Consider the following 22,568-nt stretch of genomic DNA (forward strand, 5'->3'; position numbering starts at 1 on the left):
GGACGCCAGGGCCGCCGGGTCGCGGGGCGGGGCCAGCAGGGCGTTGCGCCCCTCCACCGCCACCTCGCGGCTGCCCGGCACATCGGTCGCCACGATGGCGCGGCCACAGGCCGCCGCCTCCAGCAGGCTCTTGGGCACGCCTTCCCCCCGCGCGAGGCCAGCACGGCGATGTTGGCGCGGGCCCAGACGGCGCGCACGTCGCTGACGGCGCCCAGCCATTCGATGCCGGGCTCCGCCGCCCAGGCGGTCAAGGTCGCCACGGGGATGGCGGCCGGGCTGTCGGTGTCGGGCGCACCCGCCAGGATCAGGCGCAGATCGGTGCCTTGGGCGCGGACAAGACGCACGGCGGCCACCAGATCCTCGACGCCCTTCAGGGTCAGCATGCGCGACACCTGGGCGCAGGTGACGGGTCCCATGGGCTCCGCCAATTCCTCATAATGCGCGAGGTCGACACCCGATCCGCGGATCAGGCGCGATGCCGGTGGCCGGGGCCAGCCGCTGGCCAGCAGGGCGGCGTCGTCGCCGTTCTGCACCACCAGGGCCTGGCCCCGGCGCCAGCCGGCGGCATTCAGCGCCAGGCGCAGCAGGACGCGGCCCACGGTCGCCTTGGTTCCCGCACCCGACAGGCCCAGCCCCAGGCCCGCCAGGGTGGCGACCACGCGGGTGTCGCGCAAGCCCGCGAGGAACAGGGCGAAGCCGCCCAGCACTGTGGGCTTGACCGCGATATGGTGGATGATGGTGGGCCGTTCCCTGCGGTAGAGCCGCGCCAGGCGGCGGATGTCGCCCAGGGCGCGCAGGGGGCTGAAGCTGCCGCGCCGCCAGGGCAGGGGGATGACGCGGAACCCTTCCGCCGCGATGGCCGCCCCGTCCTTGGCCACCCGGCAGGCCACAGCCACGTCGAAGCCGGCGTCGCGCGCCGCCCGTGCCGTGGGCAGGCGATGGGAGCGGAAGTACCAGTCCTCCGTCACGACGAACAGCAAGGTGGGGCGGGGAGCGTCAGGCATGGTGACCAAGGTCGGGGATACCCAGGTAATGGCAGGGAACAGGGGACGAGTTCTACCGGTTTTCCGACCGCCTGTCGTATACGTCCTATCGGATAAGTAAACCCGTCCCTGGCAGGGCGCGATACCGAGGGGGCTGCGGATGCACCATCTGACCTTGTTCCGGGACGACCGCTACTACGCCTCCTTCCCCGCGGTGGCCACCCTGGCCGACGGCACGGTGGCCGTCCTGTTCCGCCGGGCCCGCGACCAGCGCTGGTTCGCCCGCGCCCTGGGCCTGACCGACCAGACGGGCCTCATGAGCGTGGACCATGTCGACAGCCGCTCGCAGCATGTGCTGCTGCGCCTGGACGGGCGCACGCTGGCGCCGTTGGCGGAGCCGGAGGTGCTGCCCCCGGACGGGGAAGCGGCGGACCAGGACGCCAACCTGCTGGCCCTGCCCGATGGCCGGCTGCTGCTGACCGGCTTTTCGTGGTATCCGCTGGCCCCGCGCCTGGCGGACGCCATCCACGCCGCTGGCGGCCCCCTGGTGGGCACGGCGGAGGACAGCGGGCTGTTCCTGTTCTGGGGCGGCTATGCCCGCCTGGGCGATGCCACGGCGCGATCCTGGACGCCGCATGGCTTCCTGCCGCCGCTGCCGGGCCAGCCCGACCTGCTGGCCGGCGTGCGTCCGCATCATGGCGGGGCCCTGCGCGGCCGGGCCGTGCTGCTGCCCGATGGCGGCGTGCTGCAGGCGGTCTATGCCGGCGGCGCCCACGGCAAGCGCGGCAGCCACCTGTATCGGGCCGATCCCGACGGCGCCGGCGGATACGCCTGGCGCGCCCTGGGGCCCATCGCCCACGACGCGGCGGGGCAGGGTTGCCTGGTGGAGCCGGCACTGTTGCGCACGCGGAACGGCCTGCTGCTGGCCTTCCACCGCACCGCCGGCATGGGCGACCAACTGGCGCTCGGCATTTCCCCCGATGAGGGCCTGACATGGCGGCCCTGGCGCCTGACCACCGTCGTCGGCCATCCTTTCGATCCGCTACCCCTGCCGGACGGGCGGGTGTTCCTGGTCTACGGCTACCGCCACGCCCCCTACGGCATCCGCGCCCGCGTCTTCGATCCGGACACCCAGCGGCCGGAGGACGGGACGGAACTGGTGCTGCGCGATGACGGGCCGGGGCCGGACCTCGGCTATCCTTGGGCCACGGCGCTGACGGACGGGCGGGTGCTGGTGGTGTATTATTTTGCGGGCGAGGACGGCATCCGCCGCATCGACGCCACGGTGGTGAATGCCTTGCCCTGAAGTGACGCCTCACCTGAAATCAATCATCCAATTGCCTGATATTGTTTATGAATTTATCACTCTTAAGAGAACGGATGAAAATGACGCAGCGCCCGCGTTTCCACTTGGCTTTCCCGGTCCATGACTTGGCCGCCGCCCGGGCCTTCTATGGCGAGCTGCTGGGCTGTCCCGAGGGGCGCAGCTCGCCCGAGTGGGTGGATTTCGATCTCTATGGCCACCAGATCGTGGCCCATCTGGTGCCGGGCAAGGTGGCGGTCCCCAGTGAGGATCACAATCCGGTGGATGGCCATGAGGTGCCGGTGCCGCATTTCGGCCTGATCCTGACCTGGGATGACTGGACCGCCCTGGCCGACCGTCTGCGAACCGGCGGCCAAACCTTCGTCATCGAGCCCTATGTCCGCTTCAAGGGACAGGTGGGGGAGCAGGGCACCATGTTCCTGTACGATCCCAGCGGCAACGCCCTGGAATTCAAGGCGTTCCGCGACGAATCCCTGATCTTCGCCAAGTAGGCGCCTGTAACGGGCCGCCGCCTTTGTTGCGGCGTCAGGGTAAATTGCTACGGCATTGCAACAGTTGCGTTTCTTGGGCTTCCGCATTCCAGCGCCCCATGTTGTCCTGCTCCCGCACGACCTTTCCTAAGGTGGGGAATGAAGATGAGACGGACGATGTGGGGTCTGCCGGTGATGGCGGCCGCCCTGGTCTTGTGCGGCGGCGCCCTGGCGGCGGAGCCCAAGGAGATCCGGGCGGCCCTGGACCAGGCGGTGCCTGGCCTGCTGGCTAGCGCCAAGGTGCCCAGCGTTTCCATCGCGGAGATCGAGGACGGCAAGGTGGTGCTGACCGCCGCCTATGGGGAGCAGAGCCCCGGCGTGCGCGCCACGCCGGCCACGCTGTACAACATCGCCTCGCTGACCAAGCCCATAACGGCGGAGGTGGTGCTGCGCCTGGCCGCGCGGAAGACGGTGTCGCTGGATGCGCCCATGGCGGATTATTGGACCGATCCCGACATCGCCACCGATGATCGTCGCCTGCTGCTGACCCCACGCCTGGCGCTCAGCCACCAGACGGGCTTCCCCAACTGGCGAGGGCCGGGCAAGCCGCTGGCCTTCCAGTTCACGCCCGGCACGTCCTATGGCTATTCGGGGGAGGGCTACCAGTACGTCGCCCGCTATGTGGAAAAGAAGACGGGGCAGGATTTCGAGAGCCTGGCCCAAGCCGTCCTGTTCAAGCCGGCGGGCATGAACGACACCGCCAGCGGGCGCAAGCCCTGGTTCGACGGCCGCGTCGCCGTGCCCACGGACGCATTGGGCAAGGCGCTGCAGCCGGGCTACGCCGCCACCTACAACGCCGCCGACCTGCTCTACACCACGGCCGGCGACTATGCCCGCTTCATCACCAGCGTCATGAAGGACCAGGACCTGAGCGCCAGCCTGGCCGCCGACCGCCGCCACATCCAGGTCAGCCAGATGACCGAGATGTGCGCCGGCGCCAAGGCCGCCACCTGCCCGGCCAGCGCCGGCTTCGGCCTGGGCTGGCAGGTGCTGGAGTTCAATGGTGAAACCGTGATGATGCACACCGGCCGGGACGAGGGGGTGTCCACCTTCGCCTGGTACAGCCCCACCACGCGCCGGGGCGCCGTGTTCCTGACCAACGGCGACAACGGCTTCCAACTCGTGCTGCCGGTGTTCGAGACCTTGGGCGCCAGCCCCACCTTCATGGCCTACCTGCGTGGGCAGGCTTGAGATCGGGATTACACCGAAGATTTTTCCAGCGGCGGTGTCGGATGCGGGCATACTCGACCGTCCTGGGGAAGAACCGGTTTCAAAACCGGCCGTCCCGCCGCTGGAGGATCACCCATGCTGTACGCCATCCTGTGCTATCACCGCGAAGACGTCGTCGGTTCCTGGACCAAGGAAGAGGATGACGCCGTCATGGCCAAGCTGGCGGTGGTGCATGAGAAGCTGGCGCGCGAAGGCCGGCTGGGCCCGGTGGCCCGGCTGCTGCCCACCACCGCGGCCACCACCCTGCGCAAGGACAGCGACCCGCCCCTGGTGATCGATGGCCCCTTCGCCGAGACCAAGGAACAGCTGCTGGGCTTCTACCTGGTGGAAGGGGAGACGCTGGAGCAGATCCTGGACACCGCCCGGGAACTGGGCCGCGCCAATCCCGGCGGCGCCTATGAGATCCGCCCCGTGGGCCTCTACCACCCGGCCCCCGCCCCCGTTTCAACCGGGGCCTGAGATCATGGCCGGGGCCGCCGACATGGCCTGGATCAACACCGCGCTGACGGCCGCCCGGCCGCAGGCGATGGGGGCCTTGCTACGCTATTTCCGCGACCTGGATACGGCGGAGGAGGCGTTCCAGGAGGCATCCCTGCGGGCCCTGAAGGCCTGGCCGCGCAACGGCCCGCCCCGCGATCCCGCCGCCTGGCTGATCTTCGTCGGGCGGAACGCCACCCTGGACACGGTGCGCCGGCTGGCGCGCCAGCAGCCCTTGCCGGAAGAGGACACGCTGGTTGACGGCGACGGCGGCGAGGGGGACGCGGAAGCCGTCCTGGCGGAACGGCTGGACGGCGCCGACTATCGCGACGACATCCTGCGTCTGCTGTTCATCTGCTGCCCGCCGGATTTGCCGGCCACGCAGCAGATCGCCGTGGCCCTGCGCATCGTCTCCGGCCTCAGCGTGGCGGAGATCGCGCGCGCCTTCCTGGTCAGCGACAGCGCCATGGAACAGCGCATCACCCGGGCCAAGGCGCGCATCACCCGCTCGGGCGTGCCCTTCGAGGCGCCAGGGGCGCCGGAACGGGCGGAACGGCTGGGCGCCGTCGCCGCCATGCTCTACCTGCTGTTCAACGAGGGCTATTCCGCCGGCGGCGACACGACGGAACGGCGGGCGCCCCTGGCGCATGAGGCCATCCGCCTGGCCCGCCTGCTACTGCGCCTGTTCCCGTCGGAGCCGGAGATCATGGGCCTGCTGGCGCTGATGCTGCTGCAGCAGGCCCGCGCCGCCGCCCGCTTCGACGCCGAGGGCAACGCCGTGCTGCTGGAGGACCAGGACCGCGGCCGCTGGAGCGCCCCCATGATCGCCGAAGGCCTGGCCCTGATCGACAAGGCCATGCGCCACGGCCGGCCCACGCCCTATCTCGTGCAGGCCGCCATTTCCGCCCTGCATGCCCGGGCGGCCACGGCGGCGGAGACGGATTGGACGCAGATCGACCTGCTGTACGCCACGCTGGAACACATCCAGCCCTCGCCGGTGGTGACGCTGAACCGCTCCGTCGCCACGGCCAAGGTGCGGGGGCCGGCGGCGGCCCTGGCCATGATCGAGCCCCTGGGCGAGCGGTTGTCCGGCTACTTCCATTTCTTCGGGGTGAAGGGCGCCTACCTGACCCAGCTGGGCCGCGCGGCGGAGGCGCGCGTGGCCTTCGACCGCGCCATCGCCCTGGCCCACACCCCGGCGGAGGCCGCCCATATCCGCCAGCATCTGGACCGCCTGGCGCGGGACGCCGCACCGTCCTGAGAAAAAAATCCGCGGGCCCCTGTCGGGACGGGACTGCGGCCGCCGTCCTTGGGGCAAGCCCGCGTCCCGCGTGGCCCATGCAGCTAAAAACGGGAGAGCACGACCATGTCCGATACCGTTCAGCCCATCCAGCAGGGCGTCATCCCCCATCTGGTGGTGACCGACGCCGACGCGGCGTTGAGCTTCTATGTCCAGGCCCTGGGCGCGCGCGAGGTGTTCCGCATGCCGGCCGAGGACAGCCCGCGCCTGCTGCACGCCGAGATCCATGTGAACGGCGCCCGGGTCTTCGTGCGCGACGACTTCCCCGAATACCGGGCGGAGCATGGCGGCACCAGCGCGGCGCCCGACGTGCTGAAGGGCACCAGCATGGTCCTGCATCTGGAGGTGCCCAACTGCGACGCCGCCATGGAGCGGGCAGTGGCCGCCGGCGCCACGGTCACCATGCCGGCCATGGACGCCTTCTGGGGCGCCCGTTACGGCCAAGTGGCCGATCCCTATGGCCATTTGTGGAGCTTCGCCCATCCGCTGGCCGCCCCTGGCCAGCCTTGCCCGCTGGCCGCCGGCCAGGCCGGCTGAACCCCGGCACGACAGAGAAGGACCCGGATCATGACCGAGACGCCCCAATTCCGCCTGTCCCGCCGCTTCGCCGCGACACCCTGCCTGCTGTGGTCCGCCTATACCGAACCGGAGCGGCTGCGCCTGTGGTGGGGCCCCAAGGGCTTCAGCTGGGTGCGGGGCGACCTGGATCTGCGGCCCGGCGGGTCCTTTTTCTATGGCATGAAGCCGCCGGCGGGGACCGGCGACTTCACCATGTGGGGCAAATGGACGTTTCGCGAGATCATCGCGCCCAAGCCGCCACAGTCACCCGGCACGCTGTCCTTCCTCGTCTCCTTCACCGACGCGGACGGCCAGCCGGTGCGCCATCCCATGAGCCCCACCTGGCCGCTGGAGGTGCTGAGCACCACCGCCTTCGTCGCCGATGGCGGCGCCACCCGCCTGGACTGCGCCGCCGTGCCGGTCAACGCCACGGCGGAGGAGGAGGCCACCTTCGCCGCCGGCATGGAGAGCATGCGCCAGGGCTGGGGCGGCACGCTGGACCAGCTGGACGGCTATCTGGCGCGGGCGCAGGCGACCGCCTGAGCGCCGACGCGGCGTCATAAGCCGACGCGGCGTCATAATAAGAACAGGGAAGCGATCATGAAAATCCTCCTCATCATCCTGGTGGCCATCCTGGTCATCCTGGGCATCATCCTGGCGGTGGCGTCCACGCGGCCGAACAGCTTCCGCATCCAGCGCACGGCCACCATCCAGGCCCCACCCGGCGCGATCTATCCTTTCCTGGCCGACTTCCACCGCTGGGCCGAGTGGTCGCCGTGGGAGAAGATGGATCCGGCCATGACCCGCACCTTCGGCGGGCCCGACAGCGGCGTGGGCGCCACCTATGCCTGGAAGGGCAACAAGAACGTGGGTGAGGGCGGCATGGAGATCACCGACGTCACCGAGCCCACCCGGGTGGTGATCAAGCTGGACTTCCTGAAGCCGTTCGAGGCGCACAACACGGCGGAGTTCACGTTGACCCCGCAGGGGGACGGCACCACCGTCACCTGGGTGATGGCCGGCCCCAGCCCGCTAATGGCCAAGGTGATGGGTCTGTTCATGAGCATGGACGCCATGGTGGGCAAGGACTTCGAGGCGGGCCTGGCCAACCTGAAGCAGGCGGCGGAGCGGCGGCCGGCGCCGGCCCGATAAGGGGAACCGGCGGGACGGGGCGGGCGTTGTTCGGGCGTCTTCCCGCCCAACCAGACGAAAGGAACGCCGGTCATGGCCGACATCCACGACGCCCGCATCCTGATCCTGGCCGCCAACGGCTTTGAGCAATCGGAACTGACCGTCCCCCGGGACGAACTGCGCAAGGCCGGCGCCAAGGTCGACGTCGCGACCCCGGACGGCCAGCCCATCCGTGGCTGGAACCATACCGACTGGGGCGAGACGGTGGAGGCGGACCTGCGCATCGCCGACACCAAGGTGGAGGATTATCAGGCCGTGGTTCTGCCCGGCGGCCAGATCAACCCCGATCTGCTGCGGGTGAACCCGGACGCCGTGCGCCGGGTCACGGACTTCCTCGACAGCGGCAAGGTGGTGGCCGCCATCTGCCATGGCCCCTGGCTGCTGGTGGAGGCAGACGCCCTGCGCGGCCGGCGCGCCACCTCCTACAAATCCATCCGCAAGGATGTGGAGAACGCCGGGGCCGATTGGGTGGATGAGGAAGTGGTGGTGGACAACGGCGTCATCACCAGCCGCTCCCCCGACGACCTGCCGGCCTTCGTCGCCAAGATCATCGAGGAAGTGGGTGAGGGGCGGCACGCGCGCTGATCCTCCCCGCTTGCCCGATATGAAAAAGGCCGGCCCCGAGGAGGGCCGGCCTTCCCGCATGCAGGGTGACGAATGGCTTAGTTCAGCAGGGCTGTCCCTTGCAGGCGGGCCAGAAGGGTATTGATTTCAGGGGGCAGGGGCTCGGCAACCGTGTCGCAGAACATCTCCCGGATCCGTTCGTCCACCGCGTCCTGGACGATGTCGTATGGGGTGGCATAGGCCACCGCCTTTGGATATCCCACCGCCACAACGGACGTCAGGACCGGAGTGGACTGAAACTCAATGCTTTTTTGCCGCTTGCTCATGACATCCTTCCCAAAAGCCCGGGCCTATGCCCTTCGCGCCATGACTAAAGCGCCCAGCAATGGCTTTGTTCCACGACGGCAACGGGATAACCGCCCCCTTCCCATGTAAGCCGGCCGGCCGGGGCCTGCGGCGGAGGACGTAGGGCAGGGGCCAACCGGTACCGCAAAATTTCCCTTCGCCTCCTTTGAACAGGCTATCCCGGGGTTCATCAGCCCCGCATGTCGCATAATCGGATGGTCATAGACCGTCCGTTAAATAGACCGAATAAATACAGCGATAAACCTAGCGTTTTTCCCAAAATATGGAGGGACGCTGGCAGCGGCGTTTGCTTATAGTGACCTTAGAAGACAGACGAATTCGGGGGGTACCGAACCCAATATCGCCCGCATCCACATGCGATTTCTTCAGGAACAATAAAATCGCAGCGGGCTTCACAAAAAGGTGTGACCCATGCCATCCGCTGAGACATCGCCCACCTTTCGTGACGAGCTGGTCAAGCTGATTCCCGCGATGCGGGCCTTCGCACGGTCGCTGACCAACAACGCCGCCGACACCGACGACCTGGTGCAGGACGCCATCGTCCGGGCCTGGTCCCATGCCGGGCAGTTCACGCCAGGCACCAATTTGCGCGCCTGGCTCTTCACCATCCTGCGCAACCGCTACTACTCCGTCGCCAAGCATCAGCAGCGCGAGGTGGGCGACCCCGATGGCATCCATACCGCACGGCTGACGATCAGCCCGGCGCAGGAGTGGGGCATCGCCGGCCGCGAACTGAAGGCGGCGCTGATGAAACTGCCCGTGGAACAGCGCGAGGCGCTGGTCCTGGTGGGTGGCGCCGGCGCCAGCTACGAGGAAGCGGCGGAGATTTGCGGCTGTGCCCTGGGCACCATCAAGAGCCGTGTGAACCGGGGCCGCGCCCGGCTGGCCGACATCATGGGTATGGATCCGGGCGACACAGGCTTGGGCGCGCCGACGGGCATGGCCACCTCCAGCGCCTGGGACGCCCGCCGCCCGGCCAGCAGCCACTGACCCCGACGAAGCGACATCAATCATTTGGCATAAGGACTTAGGTGAAGTGCCTGAAAGGAAACCTTGGTCACGGGACGCCAGCCAATGGACACGCATGTCCATGCAATGGCTGACGGCCCCGAGACACGCGCCCATCCGCCTGGAAGCGACCGACCTTCGCGCGCATGCCGAACAAGTCGGGGAGGATGGGCGCTCGCCCGCGCCGCGGTCGGCCCTTTCCTGCGAGGTGCTGGTCACCCATCCCGCCCCGGCAACCTCTATCGCCGCCTGACGGGCCTGCCCACCATGAGAAGGGCAAAACCGTCCGTCCTTAACGGAGGATCATCCCATGCTCGGCACCATCCTGCTTGTCGTCCTGGTCCTATTGCTGCTGGGCGCCATTCCCAGTTGGCCCTACAGCCGCGGCTGGGGCTACGGTCCCAGTGGCCTGTTGGGCATCGTGCTCATCGTGGTTCTGGTGCTGGTGCTGACCGGCAGGGTGTAGCCGGCTTTGAGCCATCCCAAGGCCGCATCATCAAGAGAGGACCATCCCATGGCCAACCGCAACGAAGGCGAGGGCAGCCGCACCGCGACCCGTGCCTATGACAAGCACACCCGCGATTTCGTGGCCACGGGTCATGTGCCGCGAAAGGCCCGCGAAGCGGCCGACGCCATCGATGGCCCGGAAGGCCGGGATCTGAGACGGGCCGAGGCGCACGGCAAAGCCCACGCCAAGGAAGAGGACCGCCTGCTGTCACCCCATGGCGCGCCTCCCCATGGCGCGCCTGAGGACGATGGCAAGCAACCTCACTGACCACGGTCGCCGCCACCATCCCGATACCGCTTCAGCAAGCGCCATACCTGCCGCTCGCTCAAGCCCAGAACAGCCGCGGCCGACGACGCCGTCAGACGGCCGCCAACCACATCCCCCAGAACCTCCACCCGCCGAACTTCCCGGTCGCTCATCACCACCCAGCCCATCACCAACCTCCCAACTGGCACCACCCAACCGGAAGACTGACACTTCTACTTTGCTCTGGACTGACAGTTTAACTTTGCGCCTACATTGCGCCTACATAGGAAAAACCGATAAGGAAGATTATGGAAAATAATACGTGGGCCGGTTTAGTCGGGGATGGCTTGCGGACGGCAGCATCGCCGCGCCTTGCATCGATTTGCACTCATTTATTCGACAGTGGCCGCCGATGGTGTCGACAATGCCCTGGGATCAAGCCGGGGATGAAACATGCTGACCGTCGTACCGGGGCCCGCCACCGCCGTTCACACGCGGCGCCGGGATGAGATTACCGCCCTGCTGCGCAGCGCGTTGGCCCTGCTGGACAATGACAGCGGCGCCGCGGCCGTCTGCCTGCAACGGGCGGCCGACATGCTGCGTGACCTGACGGCCGACGTGCCACCCGTCACCGGCGGCCTCGTGCCCTGGCAGGTGCGCCGGGTCCAGGGGTACATCCATGAACATCTGGCGGCGCCCATCCGCATCCGCGACGTGGCGGTGCTGGTCCGCCTCAGCTCCTCCTATTTCTCGCGAGCCTTCCGCATCACCTTCGGCGTCCCTTTCACCCAATACGTCATCCATCAGCGCATGGAACAGGCCAAGCAGCTGATGACCACCACGGCGGAGCCGCTGTCGCACATCGCGCTGACCTGCGGCCTGGCCGATCAAGCCCACCTCACACGGCTGTTCCGACAGACCATGGGAGTGACACCGGCAGCCTGGCGGCGGTGCGTGCGGCAGGAACGACCCGATCAGCGGATCGACGTGACAGCCACAGGTGAACCGCAGGCCGCCTGACCAGCCCCCATCCGACGCCGGCGAAATAATCACGGGGGTCCCGAGGCCCATGGTGCTATAGAGGCGCCAGCCCTCCCTTAGGACCAACGTCATGGATTCCGTCGAACAGCGCCTCATCGACCTGGAAATGCGTATCACCCATCATGAGCGCATGGCGGAAGAGCTGTCACAGGTGGTGGCGGACCAGGGCCAGATGATCGACATGCTGACCGCCCGCGTGCGCCGGCTGCTGGCCCGCCTGCAGGAGGCGGAGGCCGGCTGGCGCCCTTCCCCCCAGGATGAGAAACCGCCACCGCATTACTAAGGCCCCGCTCAGGCTCAGGGCCGCCTGGCCCGAGCCCGATGCGCCGCCGCCTTGGCCCGGTTGCCGCAGACCGCCATGCTGCACCACCGGCGGGCATGGGCCTTGGTCCGGTCAAGGAACATCAGGGTGCAGCTATGGGATTCGCAGGCTTTGACCAGACGGAAGTCCGCCTGGGTGACAAGGTCGGCCATGGCCAGGGCGATGGGCTGCAGCAGTTGCTCCGGCGTCGTCCAGCGGCGCACCCGCGTCAGCGTCAACCCGTTGGGAATGGCGCCGGGCGCCTGCACATGATGCGGGTGCGTTAGCGGGCCGCCCGCCGGCAAGACCTGCATCCGGCTGTCGTCCCGCGCCAGCAGTTGGTTCAGAGGCGCCAGGGCGGCGCCAGCGGCCTCCGCCGTCAATGCCCGGCCGGCATGGGTCTTCACCAATCCCCGGAACCATTCCCGCAACGCGCGCGCCTGGGCCGCCACGGCATCCAGTTCCGGCCCCGCCTGGGCCCGGAAGCGCTGCGCCACCGGTGCGTCCACCGCCCCCGCCCGCTCCAGCCACTCCACCAGGTCGCTTCCATTGCGCAACCATTCCACCGGGCTTTCCGGCAGGGCCACGCTGTTCAGGAAATCCATGGCCAGGTGGTCGCCGACGAACATCGGGGCGGGGTGACTGGCGGTCGCATCGATCCTCATCAAATCCACTCCTCACCGGACCAGAGCGCGGCCGGCATCGATCATGGCCGGAAGGTAACCTGAAAAATTGACGTTGACAAGTTACTCATGGCGCAATTAACCGTTTAATTGATATTTGAACGGTTATCAATCTTTCCACAGGAGACCCGCCATGACCCACTATCGTTCCGTCGCCGTCGGTGCCCATGAGGTGTTCTATCGCGAAGCCGGCGACCGGCCTCACCCGACGCTGCTGTTGCTGCACGGCTTCCCCAGCTCTTCCCACATGTTCCGCGACCTGATCCCGCTGCTGGCCGACAGCTTCCACATCGTGGCGCCGGACCTGCCCGGCTTCGGCTTCACCAAGTCGCCGGCGCGCGACCAGTTCGAGTACACCTTCGACAACCTCGCCAAGGTGATCGAGGGCTTCACCGACGCCCTGGCGTTGAAGCGTTACGCGATCTACGTCTTCGATTACGGCGCCCCCACCGGCTACCGCCTGGCCCTGAGCCGGCCGGAACGGGTGAGCGGCATCATCTCCCAGAACGGCAACGCCTATGAGGAAGGACTGAGTGAGGGCTGGAACCCCATCCAAGCCTATTGGCGGGAACCGACGCAGGCCAACCGCGACGCCATCCGCAGCCTGCTGACCTTGGAGGCCACCAAGTGGCAGTACACCCACGGCGTCCCGGATGAGAGCGTGGTGGCCCCGGAATCCTATGTGCTGGACCATGCCCTCCTGACCCGCCCGGGCAATGATGAAATCCAACTGGATCTATTCCTGGACTATGCCAGCAACGTCGCCCTCTATCCCGCCTTCCAGGCCTATTTCGCGGAGAAGCGGCCGCCGCTGCTGGCGGTGTGGGGCCGTCACGACCCCTTCTTCTTGCCGGCGGGGGCCGAGGCCTATCGCCGGGACAATCCCAACGCCGAGGTGCATCTGCTGGACACCGGCCACTTCGCGCTGGAAACCCATGTGGCGGAGATCGCGGGCCACATCCGCCGCGTCTTCGCACCATTGTCTTGAGGATATGCCACCGATTTCGCCGCCAGCGGCCGCGTCATCCATGGCAAGCTGACGGCGGAATCCATATTTGCTTGGGGACATGCCTGGAGCCCACATCCTGGGCATGTCCCCACCGACCGAGGGAGCGTGCCCCATGACCGCCTGGCCCGACCGCCGCATCCTGGACCTGTTCAGCATCGATCATCCCATCCTGCAGGCACCCATGGCCAACGCCAGCACGCCTGCTATGGCGGTGGCGGTCAGCGCGGCGGGCGGGCTGGGCGCCCTGCCCGGCGCCCAATACACCCTGGATGGCCTGAAGGCCGCGGTGGCCGAGGTACGGCACGGCACCAGCCGGCCCTTCAACCTCAACTTCTTCTGCCACACCCCGCCGGTGCCGGACCCGGCCCGCCTGATGGCATGGCGCGCCCGGCTGGCGCCCTATTATGTCGAGTTGGGCCTCGATCCCGCCGACACGCCTCCGGTCGGCGGCCGCACGCCCTTCGACGCCGATTTCTGCGCCCTGATCGAGGAGGTGAAGCCGGCGGTGGTCAGCTTCCATTTCGGCCTGCCCGGCAAGCTGCTGGTCGAGCGGGTGAAGGCCACCGGCGCCAAGGTCATCGCCTCGGCCACGACGGTGGCGGAGGCGCGCTGGCTGGAACATCACGGCGTCGACGCCGTCATCGCCATGGGGCTGGAGGCGGGCGGCCATCGCGGCAACTTCCTGTCCGACGACATGGCGACCCAGGTGGGGACCTTCGCCTTGGTGCCCCAGGTGGTTGACGCCGTATCCGTGCCCGTCATCGCCGCCGGCGGCATCGCCGACGCGCGCGGTATCGTGGCCGCCCTGGCGCTGGGCGCCGCCGCCGTGCAGATCGGCACCGCCTATCTCTACAGCCCCGAGGCAAAAATTCCCGAGGTGCACCGCCAGGCGCTGGACAGCGTCACCGACGACGGCACCACCCTGACCAACCTGTTCACCGGCCGCCCGGCGCGCGGGATCATCAACCGGCTGATGCGCGAAGTCGGCGCCCTGTCCGACGCGCCCACCGCCTTCCCCACCGCCGGCGGCGCCCTGGTCCCCTTGCGCGCCAAGGCGGAGGCGGAAGGATCCGGCGACTTCACCAACCAATGGGCGGGCCAGGCGGCGCGCCTGAGCCGGGCCCTGCCCGCCGCCGAGCTGACACGGGCACTGGCGGCGGAGGCGCTGGCCCGCCTGGGCGCGCACCAGATCAGCGGCCGGTAAGCCTCAGCGGCACGTCAGGACGTGGTCCTGGTTGATCTTGCAGGGGTGGAGCAGGCTGCCCAGGTAGCGCTGATCCAGCGTCGTGCCGGTGTTCATCTCCGGCAGGCGCAGGTATTTGTCCTCCTTATCCGCGCCCAGATACGTTTCCATGTGATTGAAACGCCAAGCCTCCGCCTCCTCCCGCAGGAACTGCTCCTGTTCCAAGGGATCAGGCAGGACGAAATGCGGCGCCTGGATGATGTATTCAGGCGTGGACGGGTCGGGCGGCCTTTCTGGGGGCGTCGAACCGGCCTTGGGCACCACGGGCGTCAGGGTGATTTGCGGCTGGGGCGCCACCGGCTGGGGTTGCGCCAGGGCCGGGCCCGCTACCGACAGCAGGAAGGCCCCCACGGGAGTCCACCACCGCGCACGCCACATGCCCCGCTCCATCCGCCGCCCATCCTTGACAGCCAGTGAACCATGCCGGCCACGGCCGCACAACCGGCGACGCTTGAACCGCAAAGAAAACGCGCGCCGAACGGGTGCCGGCGCGCGTCAGGGAGGTGGAGCGCAAATGAAGGTCTCATGAGGCTACGGGAGAGAACCGGGGCGTCGCCTCCCCCGCGCCCCGGCTTTTTCAAGAACGCTCAGTATTTGAAGGAGAAGCCGGCCTCATAGATGCGGCCGGTGCAGTTGTAGTAGTTCAGCCGGTTGACCGAGCCGACGTATTGGTCGTTGCACTCGTTCGTCAGGTTGATGGCGTTGAACATGAAGGTCAGGCGCTCGTTCACCGCGTAGGAGGACGCGAAGTCCACGTTCATGGTGGAGTTGGTGCCTTCCACGTCGTTGCCATTGCGGCCCGGCACCTGGGTCAGGTAGCCGCTGCGGTAGGCGGCGGAGATGCGGGCGCTGAACACCTTGTCGTCGTAATAGAGCGTGCCGTTGTAGGCGTTCTTCGACAGGCCTACCAGATCGGCCAGGGTGGTGGTGGTCGAGGTCGCCGCCAGCAGGTAATTGATGCGGCTTTGCACGTATGTGTAGTTCAGCAGGATGCCGAAATTGCTCCAGAAGTCCGGCAGGAAACTGAACGGCTGCTGGAAGTTCACCTCCAGGCCCTTCAGGTCGCCGCCCTTGGTGTTCACGGGCGTGCTGAAGGTGAACACCTCGCTGCCGGTCAGGCCGGTGCCGTTCAGCAGGCTGAGCGGCAATCCCGAGCTGTTGTAGACCTTGTTTTCACTCAAGGTCTGCACGTAACTGTTGATGTCCTTGTAGAACAGGCCCAGCGAAATCAGGGCGCCCGGCTGGTAGTAGTATTCGAAGGACACGTCGGCGGTGTTGGCGCGGATGGGCTTCAGATAGGGGTTGCCCGAGGTCACCGTGCGGTTGGTGCCGGCCACGTTGACGCTGCCGCCGGGGTTCAGGCCGCTGAGGTCGTTGCGCACCATCACCTTGGCCAGGCCCAGGCGCACCAGGAAGTCGTCCGTGACGTCGCCCACCAGGTTCATCGACGGCAACACATCGTGATAGTCGGTGCCCACGGTCACCCAGGTGGGCGTGCTGCCCACCGCCTGATAGCCGGACGAGTTCTGGTCGGTGGTGACAAAGCGCACGCCGATGTCGCCGCGGATGGGCAGGCCCAGGCGGTCGGTCTTGAAGTTGGCCTGGGCGTAGCCGCCATAGTCCTTTTCCTCCACCGCGTAATTGCTGCCCAGCGAGCCGGTGCCCGTCTGGCTGACGGAGAAGGTGCCGGTCTTGCTGTAGATGTTCAGCGCGTTGGCGAAGGCGTCGATGTCGGCTACCAGCCAGTTGGTGGGCGTACCCGCCGGAGCGAAGCCGCCCACGCCGCCGCCGATCTTGGTCAGGCTGGCCAGGCTCACGCCGGCCGGCAGGTTGGGAACGGCGATTTCCGACGCGCGGGTCTTGTTGTAGGTGGAGAAAGTGAAGTCCTTGAACTGGAAACCGGCCTTGATCGACAGTTCGTTGCTGATGTCGTACTCGAAATCCAGGTCGCCGTTGCCGTAGGTGTTCTGCGTGCCGTTGGGTCGCAGGCGGATGTTGGATAGGCCGTTCACCAGCTTCCAGTTCGCCGGGTCGGTGACGTCGAAGCCGTAGGACAGGACCGGCAGGCGGCTGTTGGCGCGGTAGTCGTAGGAATAGCCGTTGCTGCCCGTACGATCCAGGGTGATGGTCGTCTGCACCGGGTTGTTGAAGGCGGAGACGGAGTAGCCGCCCAGCGCGTTCATGCGGAAGCTGGGGGAGAAGCTGTGCTTGATGTTCAGCGTTTCCTGGCCGAACTGGGTGCTGAGCACGTCGTAGCGCGCCTCCGACCGGATGCCGACATTGTTGAAGGTGCCCGCGATCAGGTTGCCGTTGGCGTCCAGGGTGCCGGAGGCGATCTGCATGACCGGCTTGCCGGTGACGATGCTGCCCACCGTGGTGCGCGCCTGGCTGAAGCTGATGGCCTCCAGGTCGTTTTCCGAGCGCGTGCCCCACAGGTCGGAGAACACGCCGTCCAGGCTGATCTCGGTATCCTCGTCCGGCTTCCACTGCAGCGACGTCACAAGCCCGGCGCGGCTCTGGTTGTAGTCATAGACGCTGTAGCGCGGGATGCGCGGCATGAAGACGTTGGGACCGTTAACGGCGGACAGCGAGGACGGCGCCGTGACACCGCCGTTATAGCTGCCCGAGGCGTTGGAGGCGTTGGACGCCCAGCGCGTGGTCTCGGAGCTGAGCTGCTGCGTGTCGCGCCTGGAATAGGACAGGCCCACCAGGAAGCCCAGCTTGCCGTCGGCGAAGGTGTCGCTGACCAGCACGGCGCCGTTGGGTTCCTTGCTCTTGTTCTGATCGTTGTAGGTGGCCTTGCCGTTGATGGCCAGCTTGAAGCCGCCAAAGTCCAGCGGGTGGGGCGTGGACAGATCGACGCCGGCGCCCAGTGAGCCCTCCTCCTGGTCCGCCGACTGCGTCTTGTGGACGGTCAGGTTGCTGAACAGGTCGGAACCGAAGACGTTGAAGTCGAAGGCGCGGGAGCGGTTGTTGCCGCCCTGGGCGTCGGAGCTGCCGGTGGTGGCGATGGCGTCCATGCCGTTGATGCGCACGCGGGTGAAGGCCGGGCCCAGGCCGCGCACGGAAATCTGCCGCCCCTCGCCCGCGTCGCGGGTGATGGCGATGCCGGGGATGCGCTGCAGGGATTCAGCCAGGTTCTTGTCGGGGAACTTGGCGATGTCTTCCGCCACGATGCTGTCGACCACGCCGGAGCTTTCACGCTTGGCCTGCAGGGCCACGTTCAAGCTGCGGCGGAAACCGGAGACGATGATTTCCTCCAGCGCGTCGCCCCCGCCCGGAGCGGTCGTGGCGCTGGCCTGCGGCGCCGCTTGATCGACCGGCGCGCCCGCCTGGGGCGCGGCCTGGTCCGCCACCGGTGCCGCCGGTTGTTCCACCACCTGGTCGGCGGCATAAGCGGCGCCACTTCCCCCCGCTGCCAAAGCCAGCAGCAACGCCGCTCGGGACACGCAGGTGGACAGTGTTTGGCGCCGCGCCCGGCTCATGCTCTCGAGCATTTGACGTAATCCTCCGTTCAACCTTGTTGTTTTGCTTTGCCGGCCCCGTGTGCCCGGGGAAGCACCGGCCGGTTGTTCCCGGACCGGAGTGTTCCCAGAAAAACCAGACGTTGTCGCCTGGTCATGCCACCCACCGACTCCCCGTCCGTCCGGTCTATTATTGGGACCGGTGTCAATTTTAATGCGCCGTGATTTGCCTGTGAGGGGACAGGCCAAGGGCTGGCCGCCGACGCACGACGTCAGGCCGTGTCAGCGCCACGTCCGCAGCCGCGCGGTTCTCCGGTATATGGGCCGTGCCTTGAGAAAACTCGATCGGGCGTGGTAGCCGCCTGCGGCGCCCCAGCCCATGCCTCTGCGTGATGGCATCCCGCACCCTCCCATTATGTCGGCGTCTTTGGGGCCTATCTGGCCATTGCCGTTGCTCCTAAAATGACACCGGTTACCGACCGATGCAAGCACCAAGAGTTGTTCGGGGCGTCTCTTGTCCTTGAACAGCCATTCCTGGCGGAAATGCTGGAAAACGCGACGTTTCGCCGGGCGTTCAGGTGCCCTGCTGGGTGAAGGGCACCCGAGCGAAAAGGCGCCGTTCGGCGCCACGCGGGTCCTGCTCCAGCCGCGAGTCCAGGTCGAACACCATGGTCTCGCGCCCCGCCAGAGTATAAGGCGTCCAACGCGCGGCGCCGGTGACGTTGGGATCACCCGTGTGGGCGAAGGCGATGAAGGCGTTGCTCATCCGCTCCGCCATCCGCCGGGCCTCGGGGCTGTCGGTCGACAGCGCGTCGGGCACGCCGGTGTTGTCGAACACCAGGGGGATGTCCAGCGTGTGCGGCGCCCGCCACTTACCGCCATCCTTGGGCGAGCCCCAGTTCAGCTGGTAGGCGTAGGTGGCCGCCGCCCCTTTTCCCCCGCCCCTTGGCCTAACGCCTGTGCCTGGGCCGCCCGCGCCTCCGCCTCCATCACCGCCGCGCGCCAGGACCGGCCAGCCGTGGTGGCCGAGAAGAAGACGTCGCTGGGGCCGTAATCCGGGTACATTTCGCGGTATTCCGCCACCACCAGGTCGGGGTTGATGTCCACCCGCATGTGCTTGGCCAGCAGGAATGGTACCTGATCCCAGGTCAGGTTGAAGGTCGCCGGGTCGCCGCCGCCGATTAGCAAGCGCGTCTCATCATGCGTGTTGCCGATGATCATGGGGATGCCGGCCGACTGGGCGGGGGCGTCCGGATAGAAGGGATGGCGGGCCAGCACCTGGTCGTCCAGAACGGGGCCCCAGTACAGGCCGCCCATGCCCTGTCCCGCCACGCCATGGATGGGGTCGGCGGCGTTCAGGGCGGACAGCAGCCTTTCCACCGGCAGGGTGGCCGCCTCCCCCGCCCGTTCCGGCGTCAGGCCCAGCGCCTCCAGATAGGTCCGGGCGCGGGCGGTGGCGTTCAACGGGCCGGAAGCGGTGATCTGCTGGCCGCTCATGGTGGCGGCGCGGTGGAACAGGCCCTGGGCCACCGGCGTGCCCATCAGGGTGGCGATCTTGGCCCCGCCGCCGGACTGGCCGAACAGCATGACGCGGCCGGGATCGCCGCCGAACGCGGCGATGCTGTCGCGCACCCAGTGCAGGGCCAGCACCAGATCCAGGATGCCGGCGTTGCCGGACTGGGCGTAGGCCGGCCCGGCCAGGCGGCCCAGATACAAATGGCCGAAAGCGTTCAGGCGGTGATTCAAGGTCACCACCACCACGTCGCCCCGGTGAGCCAGGCGCGTGCCGTCATACAGCGCGTCGCTGCCGGAGCCGTGGGAATAGGCGCCACCGTGGATATAGACCATGACCGGCCGGTTGCCGCCGGCCTTGGCCTCCGGCGTCCAGACGTTCAGGAACAGGCAGTCCTCGGACTGCGGTTCATCGAACCGGGTCTGGGGACACGCGGCGCCATAGGCCAGGGCGTCCTTGACCTCACGCCAGGGGGCCGGCGGCTGCGGCGCCTGGAAACGACGGGGGCCGGTGTCGGCGCCGTAGCGGATGCCCTTGAACACCTGGACGCCGTCCTCACGCGTGCCGCGCACCCGGCCGTGGACGGTGGTCACCACCGGATCGGAAGCGGCCCAGGCCCGCCCCGGCAGGGTCAGTGCTGCGGCGGCGGCCATGCCCAATCCCAAGGCCTCGCGGCGATCGAACGATGACAAGGAGACGCGACTTTCCGCTTGGCGGAACGGTTGACCCGGATCCATGCTTCCTCCCACTTCCTTTTATGGCCGAAGATTAAGAGCAGAGAGGACCCCATGGATCGCACCCGTCCCAATCTCGGGCCGATATATGACACCGGTTTCCATGTGTTTGTGAAGAGGGCTTTTGCGGCCGGCGTCGTTTGGGCCGTCCTGGTGACCGTGCTTCCGGGTGTCGCCGTGGCCGATGATCTGCCCACCCCCTTCCCTATCTGGCCTGGCGGCGTGGGCCCGGGATCGGAAGGGGTGACGGTGCAGGAGACGGTGGTGGAGCGTAGCGCCGATCCCGCCGCGCGGCACGACCGCTACACCGTGGGCATCGCCCGGCCGCACCTGTCGCTGTACCGCCCGGCCCACCCCAACGGCACCGCCCTGCTGGTCATGCCGGGCGGCGGCTACCTCCGGGTGGTGGTGGACAAGGAGGGCGATGAGATCGGCCGGCGGCTGAGCGCCGCCGGGGTCACCGTCTTCGTCCTGACGTATCGCCTGCCGGGCGACGGCCACGTCCATGCCGCCGACGTGCCCCTGCAGGACGCGCAGCGCGCCATGCGCCTAATCCGCGCCCGCGCCGCCGAATGGGGTGTGGACCCGCACAAGGTGGGCGCCATGGGCCTGTCGGCCGGCGGCCACGTCGCGGGCAGCCTGGGCACACGCTATGATGCCCCGGTCTATACACCACAGGACGCGGCCGACCGGCTGAGCGCCCGGCCCGACTTCCTGGCCCTGGTGTACCCCGTGGTCAGCATGGATCCGGCCATCGCCCACCAGGGATCGCGCGCCCAGCTGCTGGGCGACAATCCCACTCCGGCGCAGGACGCGGCCTACTCCACGGACCTGGCGGTGACGGCGCAGACCCCGCCCACCTTCCTGTTGCATGCCGACGACGACCCGGCCGTGCCGGTGGAGAACAGCCTGCGCTTCTATGCCGCCCTACATTCCGCCAAGGTCCCGGCCGAACTGCACATTTTCCAAAAGGGCGGCCATGGTTTCGGTATCCGGGGCGCCATGGGCTTGCCGGCTGCGGCGTGGCCGGACCTTTACATCGCCTGGGTGCGTGGCCTAGGGATGATGCCGTGATGGCCGTTCCATGCGGGAAAGGCCGCCTTTAATGTCACCGGTGTCAATTGGTCATTGATCCGGTTCGGTCCCGCTGGCACAGTGCGTCGGGCAAGCCCGCGGCACAGACGGGCCCGGGAGAACGCGTGGGTTGGCATCGGTTGCCCCGCGGCAGCGACCAGGATGGATGACCAAGAGCAATGAACGGAATGGGTGGGCCTGTGATGCGCGGTCATGTCGTGGTGTTCGGGGAACTGCTCCTGCGCCTGGCCGCCCCCGGTCATGAGCTGCTGCTGCAAAGTCCCAGCCTGACGGCCCTGTTCGGCGGGGCGGAGGCCAATGTCGGTGTCGGCTTGGCCCACCTGGGCCATACCGTGCGCGCCGTCAGCACCCTGCCCGACAACGCCATCGGCCGCGCCTGCGCCGGTGAGCTGCGCCGCCATGGCGTCGGCACGGACGGTATCCGTTACGCCGACGGCCGCATGGGCCTGTACTTCCTGTCCGCTGGCGCCGTGACCCGCCCGTCCGACGTCATCTATGACCGCGCCCGTTCCGCCTTCGCTGAGACGGACCCGGCCGCCTATGACTGGCAGGCGCTGCTGGCCGGGGCCGACTGGCTGCACATTTGCGGCATCACCCCCGCCGTCAGCCCGCAGGCCGAGACGGCGGCCCGCGCCGCCTTGCAGGCGGCCCATGCCCTGGGCCTGAAGATCTCCTTCGACTGCAACTACCGGCAGAAGCTGTGGACGGCGCGCGGCGGCAACGCCCCGGCCATCCTGCGCGGCTTCATCGAGCAGTGCGACCTGCTGTTCGCCAATGAGCGCGACGCCGCCCTGCTGCTGGACCTGGATGTGGACAAGCTGGAGGCGGCGGCGCGCTTCCCCGCCGCGGCCCAGGCCCTGTTCGACGCCTGCCCCCGCCTGCAGACCATCGCCACCACGGTGCGCAGCCACCATGGCGTCGACCAGCAGGACTTCTACGGCAAACTCGCCACCCGGCACAGCCTGCACCAGAGCCGCACCCACGCGCTGGCCGGCATCGTCGATCGCATCGGCAGCGGCGACGCCTATGCCGCGGGCCTGCTGCATGGCCTGATCCGGGGGTGGGAGCCCGACCAGGCGCTATCCTTCGCCGTGGCCGCCGCCGCGCTGAAACATTCCATTCCCGGCGACGCCCTGCCCCTGCCCGAGGCCGACATCCTGGCGGCCCAGGACGCCGGTGGGTTGGACGTCCGCCGCTGAC

Annotated in this window: 25 protein-coding genes and 2 pseudogenes; 18 read left to right on the top strand and 9 right to left on the bottom strand. The window is 67.9% G+C overall.

Going from position 1 to position 22,568, the window contains the following annotated elements:
• Positions 1-3: 3 nt before the first annotated feature.
• Positions 4-219: pseudogene (locus tag UAA55_RS31485) on the bottom strand (glycosyltransferase); the annotation flags it as partial.
• A pseudogene (locus UAA55_RS23685) lies at positions 207-1,004 on the bottom strand (glycosyltransferase); the annotation flags it as partial. The pseudogenes UAA55_RS31485 and UAA55_RS23685, both read right to left, overlap by 13 nt.
• Before the next feature lie 139 nt (positions 1,005-1,143).
• Between UAA55_RS23685 and UAA55_RS23690 the strand changes: the two are divergent.
• The 9 genes from UAA55_RS23690 to UAA55_RS23730 all read left to right on the top strand — a co-directional run bounded on the left by UAA55_RS23690 (position 1,144) and on the right by UAA55_RS23730 (position 8,178).
• Positions 1,144-2,289, top strand: a complete 1,146-nt coding sequence (locus UAA55_RS23690; protein WP_322955854.1) for a sialidase family protein — start codon at positions 1,144-1,146, stop codon at positions 2,287-2,289.
• Positions 2,290-2,369: 80 nt separating this feature from the next.
• Entirely contained in the window at positions 2,370-2,798 is a 429-nt protein-coding gene (locus UAA55_RS23695) for a VOC family protein (protein WP_416235221.1), read from the top strand.
• A 144-nt stretch (positions 2,799-2,942) separates the two neighbouring features.
• Positions 2,943-4,028: a serine hydrolase domain-containing protein gene (locus UAA55_RS23700; protein ID WP_322955856.1), complete on the top strand. Its 1,086-nt coding sequence runs from the start codon at positions 2,943-2,945 to the stop codon at positions 4,026-4,028.
• 114 nt (positions 4,029-4,142) lie between these two features.
• Positions 4,143-4,526 carry a YciI family protein gene (locus UAA55_RS23705; RefSeq protein ID WP_322955857.1) on the top strand — a complete coding sequence of 128 codons (384 nt, stop codon included), beginning with the start codon at positions 4,143-4,145 and terminating at the stop codon, positions 4,524-4,526.
• 4 nt (positions 4,527-4,530) lie between these two features.
• A complete protein-coding gene (locus UAA55_RS23710) occupies positions 4,531-5,805 on the top strand; it encodes an RNA polymerase sigma factor (RefSeq protein ID WP_322955859.1) in 1,275 nt (424 codons plus the stop codon).
• Positions 5,806-5,910: 105 nt separating this feature from the next.
• On the top strand, positions 5,911-6,381 hold the full coding sequence (locus tag UAA55_RS23715; protein ID WP_322955861.1) for a VOC family protein: 471 nt from the start codon (positions 5,911-5,913) through the stop codon (positions 6,379-6,381).
• Positions 6,382-6,411: 30 nt separating this feature from the next.
• Positions 6,412-6,945 (top strand): SRPBCC family protein, encoded by a 534-nt coding sequence (locus UAA55_RS23720; RefSeq protein ID WP_322955863.1) that lies wholly within the window; start codon positions 6,412-6,414, stop codon positions 6,943-6,945.
• 57 nt (positions 6,946-7,002) lie between these two features.
• On the top strand, positions 7,003-7,554 hold the full coding sequence (locus UAA55_RS23725; protein WP_322955864.1) for an SRPBCC family protein: 552 nt from the start codon (positions 7,003-7,005) through the stop codon (positions 7,552-7,554).
• A gap of 72 nt (positions 7,555-7,626) precedes the next feature.
• The gene (locus tag UAA55_RS23730; protein WP_322955865.1) at positions 7,627-8,178 is read left to right on the top strand and encodes a type 1 glutamine amidotransferase domain-containing protein; all 552 of its coding nucleotides are present in this window, start codon (positions 7,627-7,629) and stop codon (positions 8,176-8,178) included.
• 77 nt (positions 8,179-8,255) lie between these two features.
• On the opposite strand, the gene UAA55_RS23735 is transcribed toward UAA55_RS23730, so the two are convergent.
• Entirely contained in the window at positions 8,256-8,483 is a 228-nt protein-coding gene (locus UAA55_RS23735) for a hypothetical protein (protein WP_322955866.1), read from the bottom strand.
• 451 nt (positions 8,484-8,934) lie between these two features.
• Between UAA55_RS23735 and UAA55_RS23740 the strand changes: the two genes are divergently transcribed.
• The 3 genes from UAA55_RS23740 to UAA55_RS23750 all read left to right on the top strand — a co-directional run bounded on the left by UAA55_RS23740 (position 8,935) and on the right by UAA55_RS23750 (position 10,306).
• A complete protein-coding gene (locus UAA55_RS23740) occupies positions 8,935-9,513 on the top strand; it encodes a sigma-70 family RNA polymerase sigma factor (RefSeq protein WP_322955867.1) in 579 nt (192 codons plus the stop codon).
• Positions 9,514-9,841: 328 nt separating this feature from the next.
• Positions 9,842-9,997 (top strand): DUF3309 family protein, encoded by a 156-nt coding sequence (locus UAA55_RS23745; protein WP_322955869.1) that lies wholly within the window; start codon positions 9,842-9,844, stop codon positions 9,995-9,997.
• Between the two features lie 48 nt (positions 9,998-10,045).
• Positions 10,046-10,306 (top strand): hypothetical protein, encoded by a 261-nt coding sequence (locus UAA55_RS23750; RefSeq protein ID WP_322955871.1) that lies wholly within the window; start codon positions 10,046-10,048, stop codon positions 10,304-10,306.
• Here UAA55_RS23750 and UAA55_RS23755 read toward each other — a convergent pair.
• Positions 10,300-10,473, bottom strand: coding sequence for a helix-turn-helix domain-containing protein (locus UAA55_RS23755; RefSeq protein WP_322955873.1), 174 nt, complete (start codon positions 10,471-10,473; stop codon positions 10,300-10,302). The genes UAA55_RS23750 and UAA55_RS23755 overlap by 7 nt on opposite strands.
• A gap of 265 nt (positions 10,474-10,738) precedes the next feature.
• Here UAA55_RS23755 and UAA55_RS23760 point away from each other — a divergent pair, with 265 nt between their 5' ends.
• Positions 10,739-11,305, top strand: coding sequence for a helix-turn-helix transcriptional regulator (locus UAA55_RS23760; RefSeq protein WP_322955875.1), 567 nt, complete (start codon positions 10,739-10,741; stop codon positions 11,303-11,305).
• Positions 11,306-11,396: 91 nt separating this feature from the next.
• Positions 11,397-11,609 carry a SlyX family protein gene (locus UAA55_RS23765; RefSeq protein WP_322955877.1) on the top strand — a complete coding sequence of 71 codons (213 nt, stop codon included), beginning with the start codon at positions 11,397-11,399 and terminating at the stop codon, positions 11,607-11,609.
• A 14-nt stretch (positions 11,610-11,623) separates the two neighbouring features.
• Here the strand turns inward: UAA55_RS23765 and UAA55_RS23770 are convergent, their stop codons facing one another.
• Positions 11,624-12,292, bottom strand: coding sequence for a CGNR zinc finger domain-containing protein (locus UAA55_RS23770; RefSeq protein WP_322955878.1), 669 nt, complete (start codon positions 12,290-12,292; stop codon positions 11,624-11,626).
• 151 nt (positions 12,293-12,443) lie between these two features.
• Here UAA55_RS23770 and UAA55_RS23775 point away from each other — a divergent pair, with 151 nt between their 5' ends.
• Both UAA55_RS23775 and UAA55_RS23780 read left to right on the top strand, forming a co-directional pair.
• Positions 12,444-13,298: an alpha/beta fold hydrolase gene (locus UAA55_RS23775; RefSeq protein WP_322955879.1), complete on the top strand. Its 855-nt coding sequence runs from the start codon at positions 12,444-12,446 to the stop codon at positions 13,296-13,298.
• A 133-nt stretch (positions 13,299-13,431) separates the two neighbouring features.
• The gene (locus tag UAA55_RS23780; protein WP_322955880.1) at positions 13,432-14,523 is read left to right on the top strand and encodes an NAD(P)H-dependent flavin oxidoreductase; all 1,092 of its coding nucleotides are present in this window, start codon (positions 13,432-13,434) and stop codon (positions 14,521-14,523) included.
• 3 nt (positions 14,524-14,526) lie between these two features.
• On the opposite strand, the gene UAA55_RS23785 is transcribed toward UAA55_RS23780, so the two are convergent.
• The 4 genes from UAA55_RS23785 to UAA55_RS23800 all read right to left on the bottom strand — a co-directional run bounded on the left by UAA55_RS23785 (position 14,527) and on the right by UAA55_RS23800 (position 20,231).
• The gene (locus tag UAA55_RS23785; RefSeq protein WP_322955881.1) at positions 14,527-14,940 is read right to left on the bottom strand and encodes a hypothetical protein; all 414 of its coding nucleotides are present in this window, start codon (positions 14,938-14,940) and stop codon (positions 14,527-14,529) included.
• Positions 14,941-15,149: 209 nt separating this feature from the next.
• The gene (locus UAA55_RS23790) at positions 15,150-18,059 is read right to left on the bottom strand and encodes a TonB-dependent receptor (protein ID WP_322955882.1); all 2,910 of its coding nucleotides are present in this window, start codon (positions 18,057-18,059) and stop codon (positions 15,150-15,152) included.
• 541 nt (positions 18,060-18,600) lie between these two features.
• Positions 18,601-19,032, bottom strand: a complete 432-nt coding sequence (locus UAA55_RS23795; protein ID WP_322957749.1) for a carboxylesterase family protein — start codon at positions 19,030-19,032, stop codon at positions 18,601-18,603.
• Positions 18,927-20,231: a carboxylesterase/lipase family protein gene (locus UAA55_RS23800; RefSeq protein ID WP_322955883.1), complete on the bottom strand. Its 1,305-nt coding sequence runs from the start codon at positions 20,229-20,231 to the stop codon at positions 18,927-18,929. The genes UAA55_RS23795 and UAA55_RS23800 overlap by 106 nt, the downstream gene beginning before the upstream one ends.
• 195 nt (positions 20,232-20,426) lie before the next feature.
• On the opposite strand from UAA55_RS23800, the gene UAA55_RS23805 reads away from it, so the two are divergent.
• Together UAA55_RS23805 and UAA55_RS23810 are read left to right on the top strand one after the other, a co-directional pair.
• The gene (locus UAA55_RS23805) at positions 20,427-21,347 is read left to right on the top strand and encodes an alpha/beta hydrolase (RefSeq protein ID WP_322955885.1); all 921 of its coding nucleotides are present in this window, start codon (positions 20,427-20,429) and stop codon (positions 21,345-21,347) included.
• A 203-nt stretch (positions 21,348-21,550) separates the two neighbouring features.
• Positions 21,551-22,567 carry a sugar kinase gene (locus tag UAA55_RS23810; protein WP_322955887.1) on the top strand — a complete coding sequence of 339 codons (1,017 nt, stop codon included), beginning with the start codon at positions 21,551-21,553 and terminating at the stop codon, positions 22,565-22,567.
• Position 22,568: the final 1 nt, after the last annotated feature.

Origin of the sequence: Nitrospirillum guanabarense, from assembly GCF_034653355.1 — a bacterium.
GTDB lineage: Bacteria > Pseudomonadota > Alphaproteobacteria > Azospirillales > Azospirillaceae > Nitrospirillum.

Coding starts and splice junctions, on each gene's coding strand:
- UAA55_RS23750 (WP_322955871.1), top strand. CDS start 10,046: ATGGCCAACCGCAACGAAGGCGAGGGCAGCCGCACCGCGACCCGTGCC.
- UAA55_RS23700 (WP_322955856.1), top strand. CDS start 2,943: ATGAGACGGACGATGTGGGGTCTGCCGGTGATGGCGGCCGCCCTGGTC.
- UAA55_RS23770 (WP_322955878.1), bottom strand. CDS start 12,292: ATGAGGATCGATGCGACCGCCAGTCACCCCGCCCCGATGTTCGTCGGC.
- UAA55_RS23790 (WP_322955882.1), bottom strand. CDS start 18,059: ATGCTCGAGAGCATGAGCCGGGCGCGGCGCCAAACACTGTCCACCTGC.
- UAA55_RS23715 (WP_322955861.1), top strand. CDS start 5,911: ATGTCCGATACCGTTCAGCCCATCCAGCAGGGCGTCATCCCCCATCTG.
- UAA55_RS23740 (WP_322955867.1), top strand. CDS start 8,935: ATGCCATCCGCTGAGACATCGCCCACCTTTCGTGACGAGCTGGTCAAG.
- UAA55_RS23810 (WP_322955887.1), top strand. CDS start 21,551: ATGCGCGGTCATGTCGTGGTGTTCGGGGAACTGCTCCTGCGCCTGGCC.
- UAA55_RS23720 (WP_322955863.1), top strand. CDS start 6,412: ATGACCGAGACGCCCCAATTCCGCCTGTCCCGCCGCTTCGCCGCGACA.
- UAA55_RS23755 (WP_322955873.1), bottom strand. CDS start 10,473: ATGGGCTGGGTGGTGATGAGCGACCGGGAAGTTCGGCGGGTGGAGGTT.
- UAA55_RS23725 (WP_322955864.1), top strand. CDS start 7,003: ATGAAAATCCTCCTCATCATCCTGGTGGCCATCCTGGTCATCCTGGGC.
- UAA55_RS23705 (WP_322955857.1), top strand. CDS start 4,143: ATGCTGTACGCCATCCTGTGCTATCACCGCGAAGACGTCGTCGGTTCC.
- UAA55_RS23730 (WP_322955865.1), top strand. CDS start 7,627: ATGGCCGACATCCACGACGCCCGCATCCTGATCCTGGCCGCCAACGGC.
- UAA55_RS23735 (WP_322955866.1), bottom strand. CDS start 8,483: ATGAGCAAGCGGCAAAAAAGCATTGAGTTTCAGTCCACTCCGGTCCTG.
- UAA55_RS23760 (WP_322955875.1), top strand. CDS start 10,739: ATGCTGACCGTCGTACCGGGGCCCGCCACCGCCGTTCACACGCGGCGC.
- UAA55_RS23765 (WP_322955877.1), top strand. CDS start 11,397: ATGGATTCCGTCGAACAGCGCCTCATCGACCTGGAAATGCGTATCACC.
- UAA55_RS23745 (WP_322955869.1), top strand. CDS start 9,842: ATGCTCGGCACCATCCTGCTTGTCGTCCTGGTCCTATTGCTGCTGGGC.
- UAA55_RS23695 (WP_416235221.1), top strand. CDS start 2,370: ATGACGCAGCGCCCGCGTTTCCACTTGGCTTTCCCGGTCCATGACTTG.
- UAA55_RS23690 (WP_322955854.1), top strand. CDS start 1,144: ATGCACCATCTGACCTTGTTCCGGGACGACCGCTACTACGCCTCCTTC.
- UAA55_RS23775 (WP_322955879.1), top strand. CDS start 12,444: ATGACCCACTATCGTTCCGTCGCCGTCGGTGCCCATGAGGTGTTCTAT.
- UAA55_RS23780 (WP_322955880.1), top strand. CDS start 13,432: ATGACCGCCTGGCCCGACCGCCGCATCCTGGACCTGTTCAGCATCGAT.
- UAA55_RS23710 (WP_322955859.1), top strand. CDS start 4,531: ATGGCCGGGGCCGCCGACATGGCCTGGATCAACACCGCGCTGACGGCC.
- UAA55_RS23785 (WP_322955881.1), bottom strand. CDS start 14,940: ATGTGGCGTGCGCGGTGGTGGACTCCCGTGGGGGCCTTCCTGCTGTCG.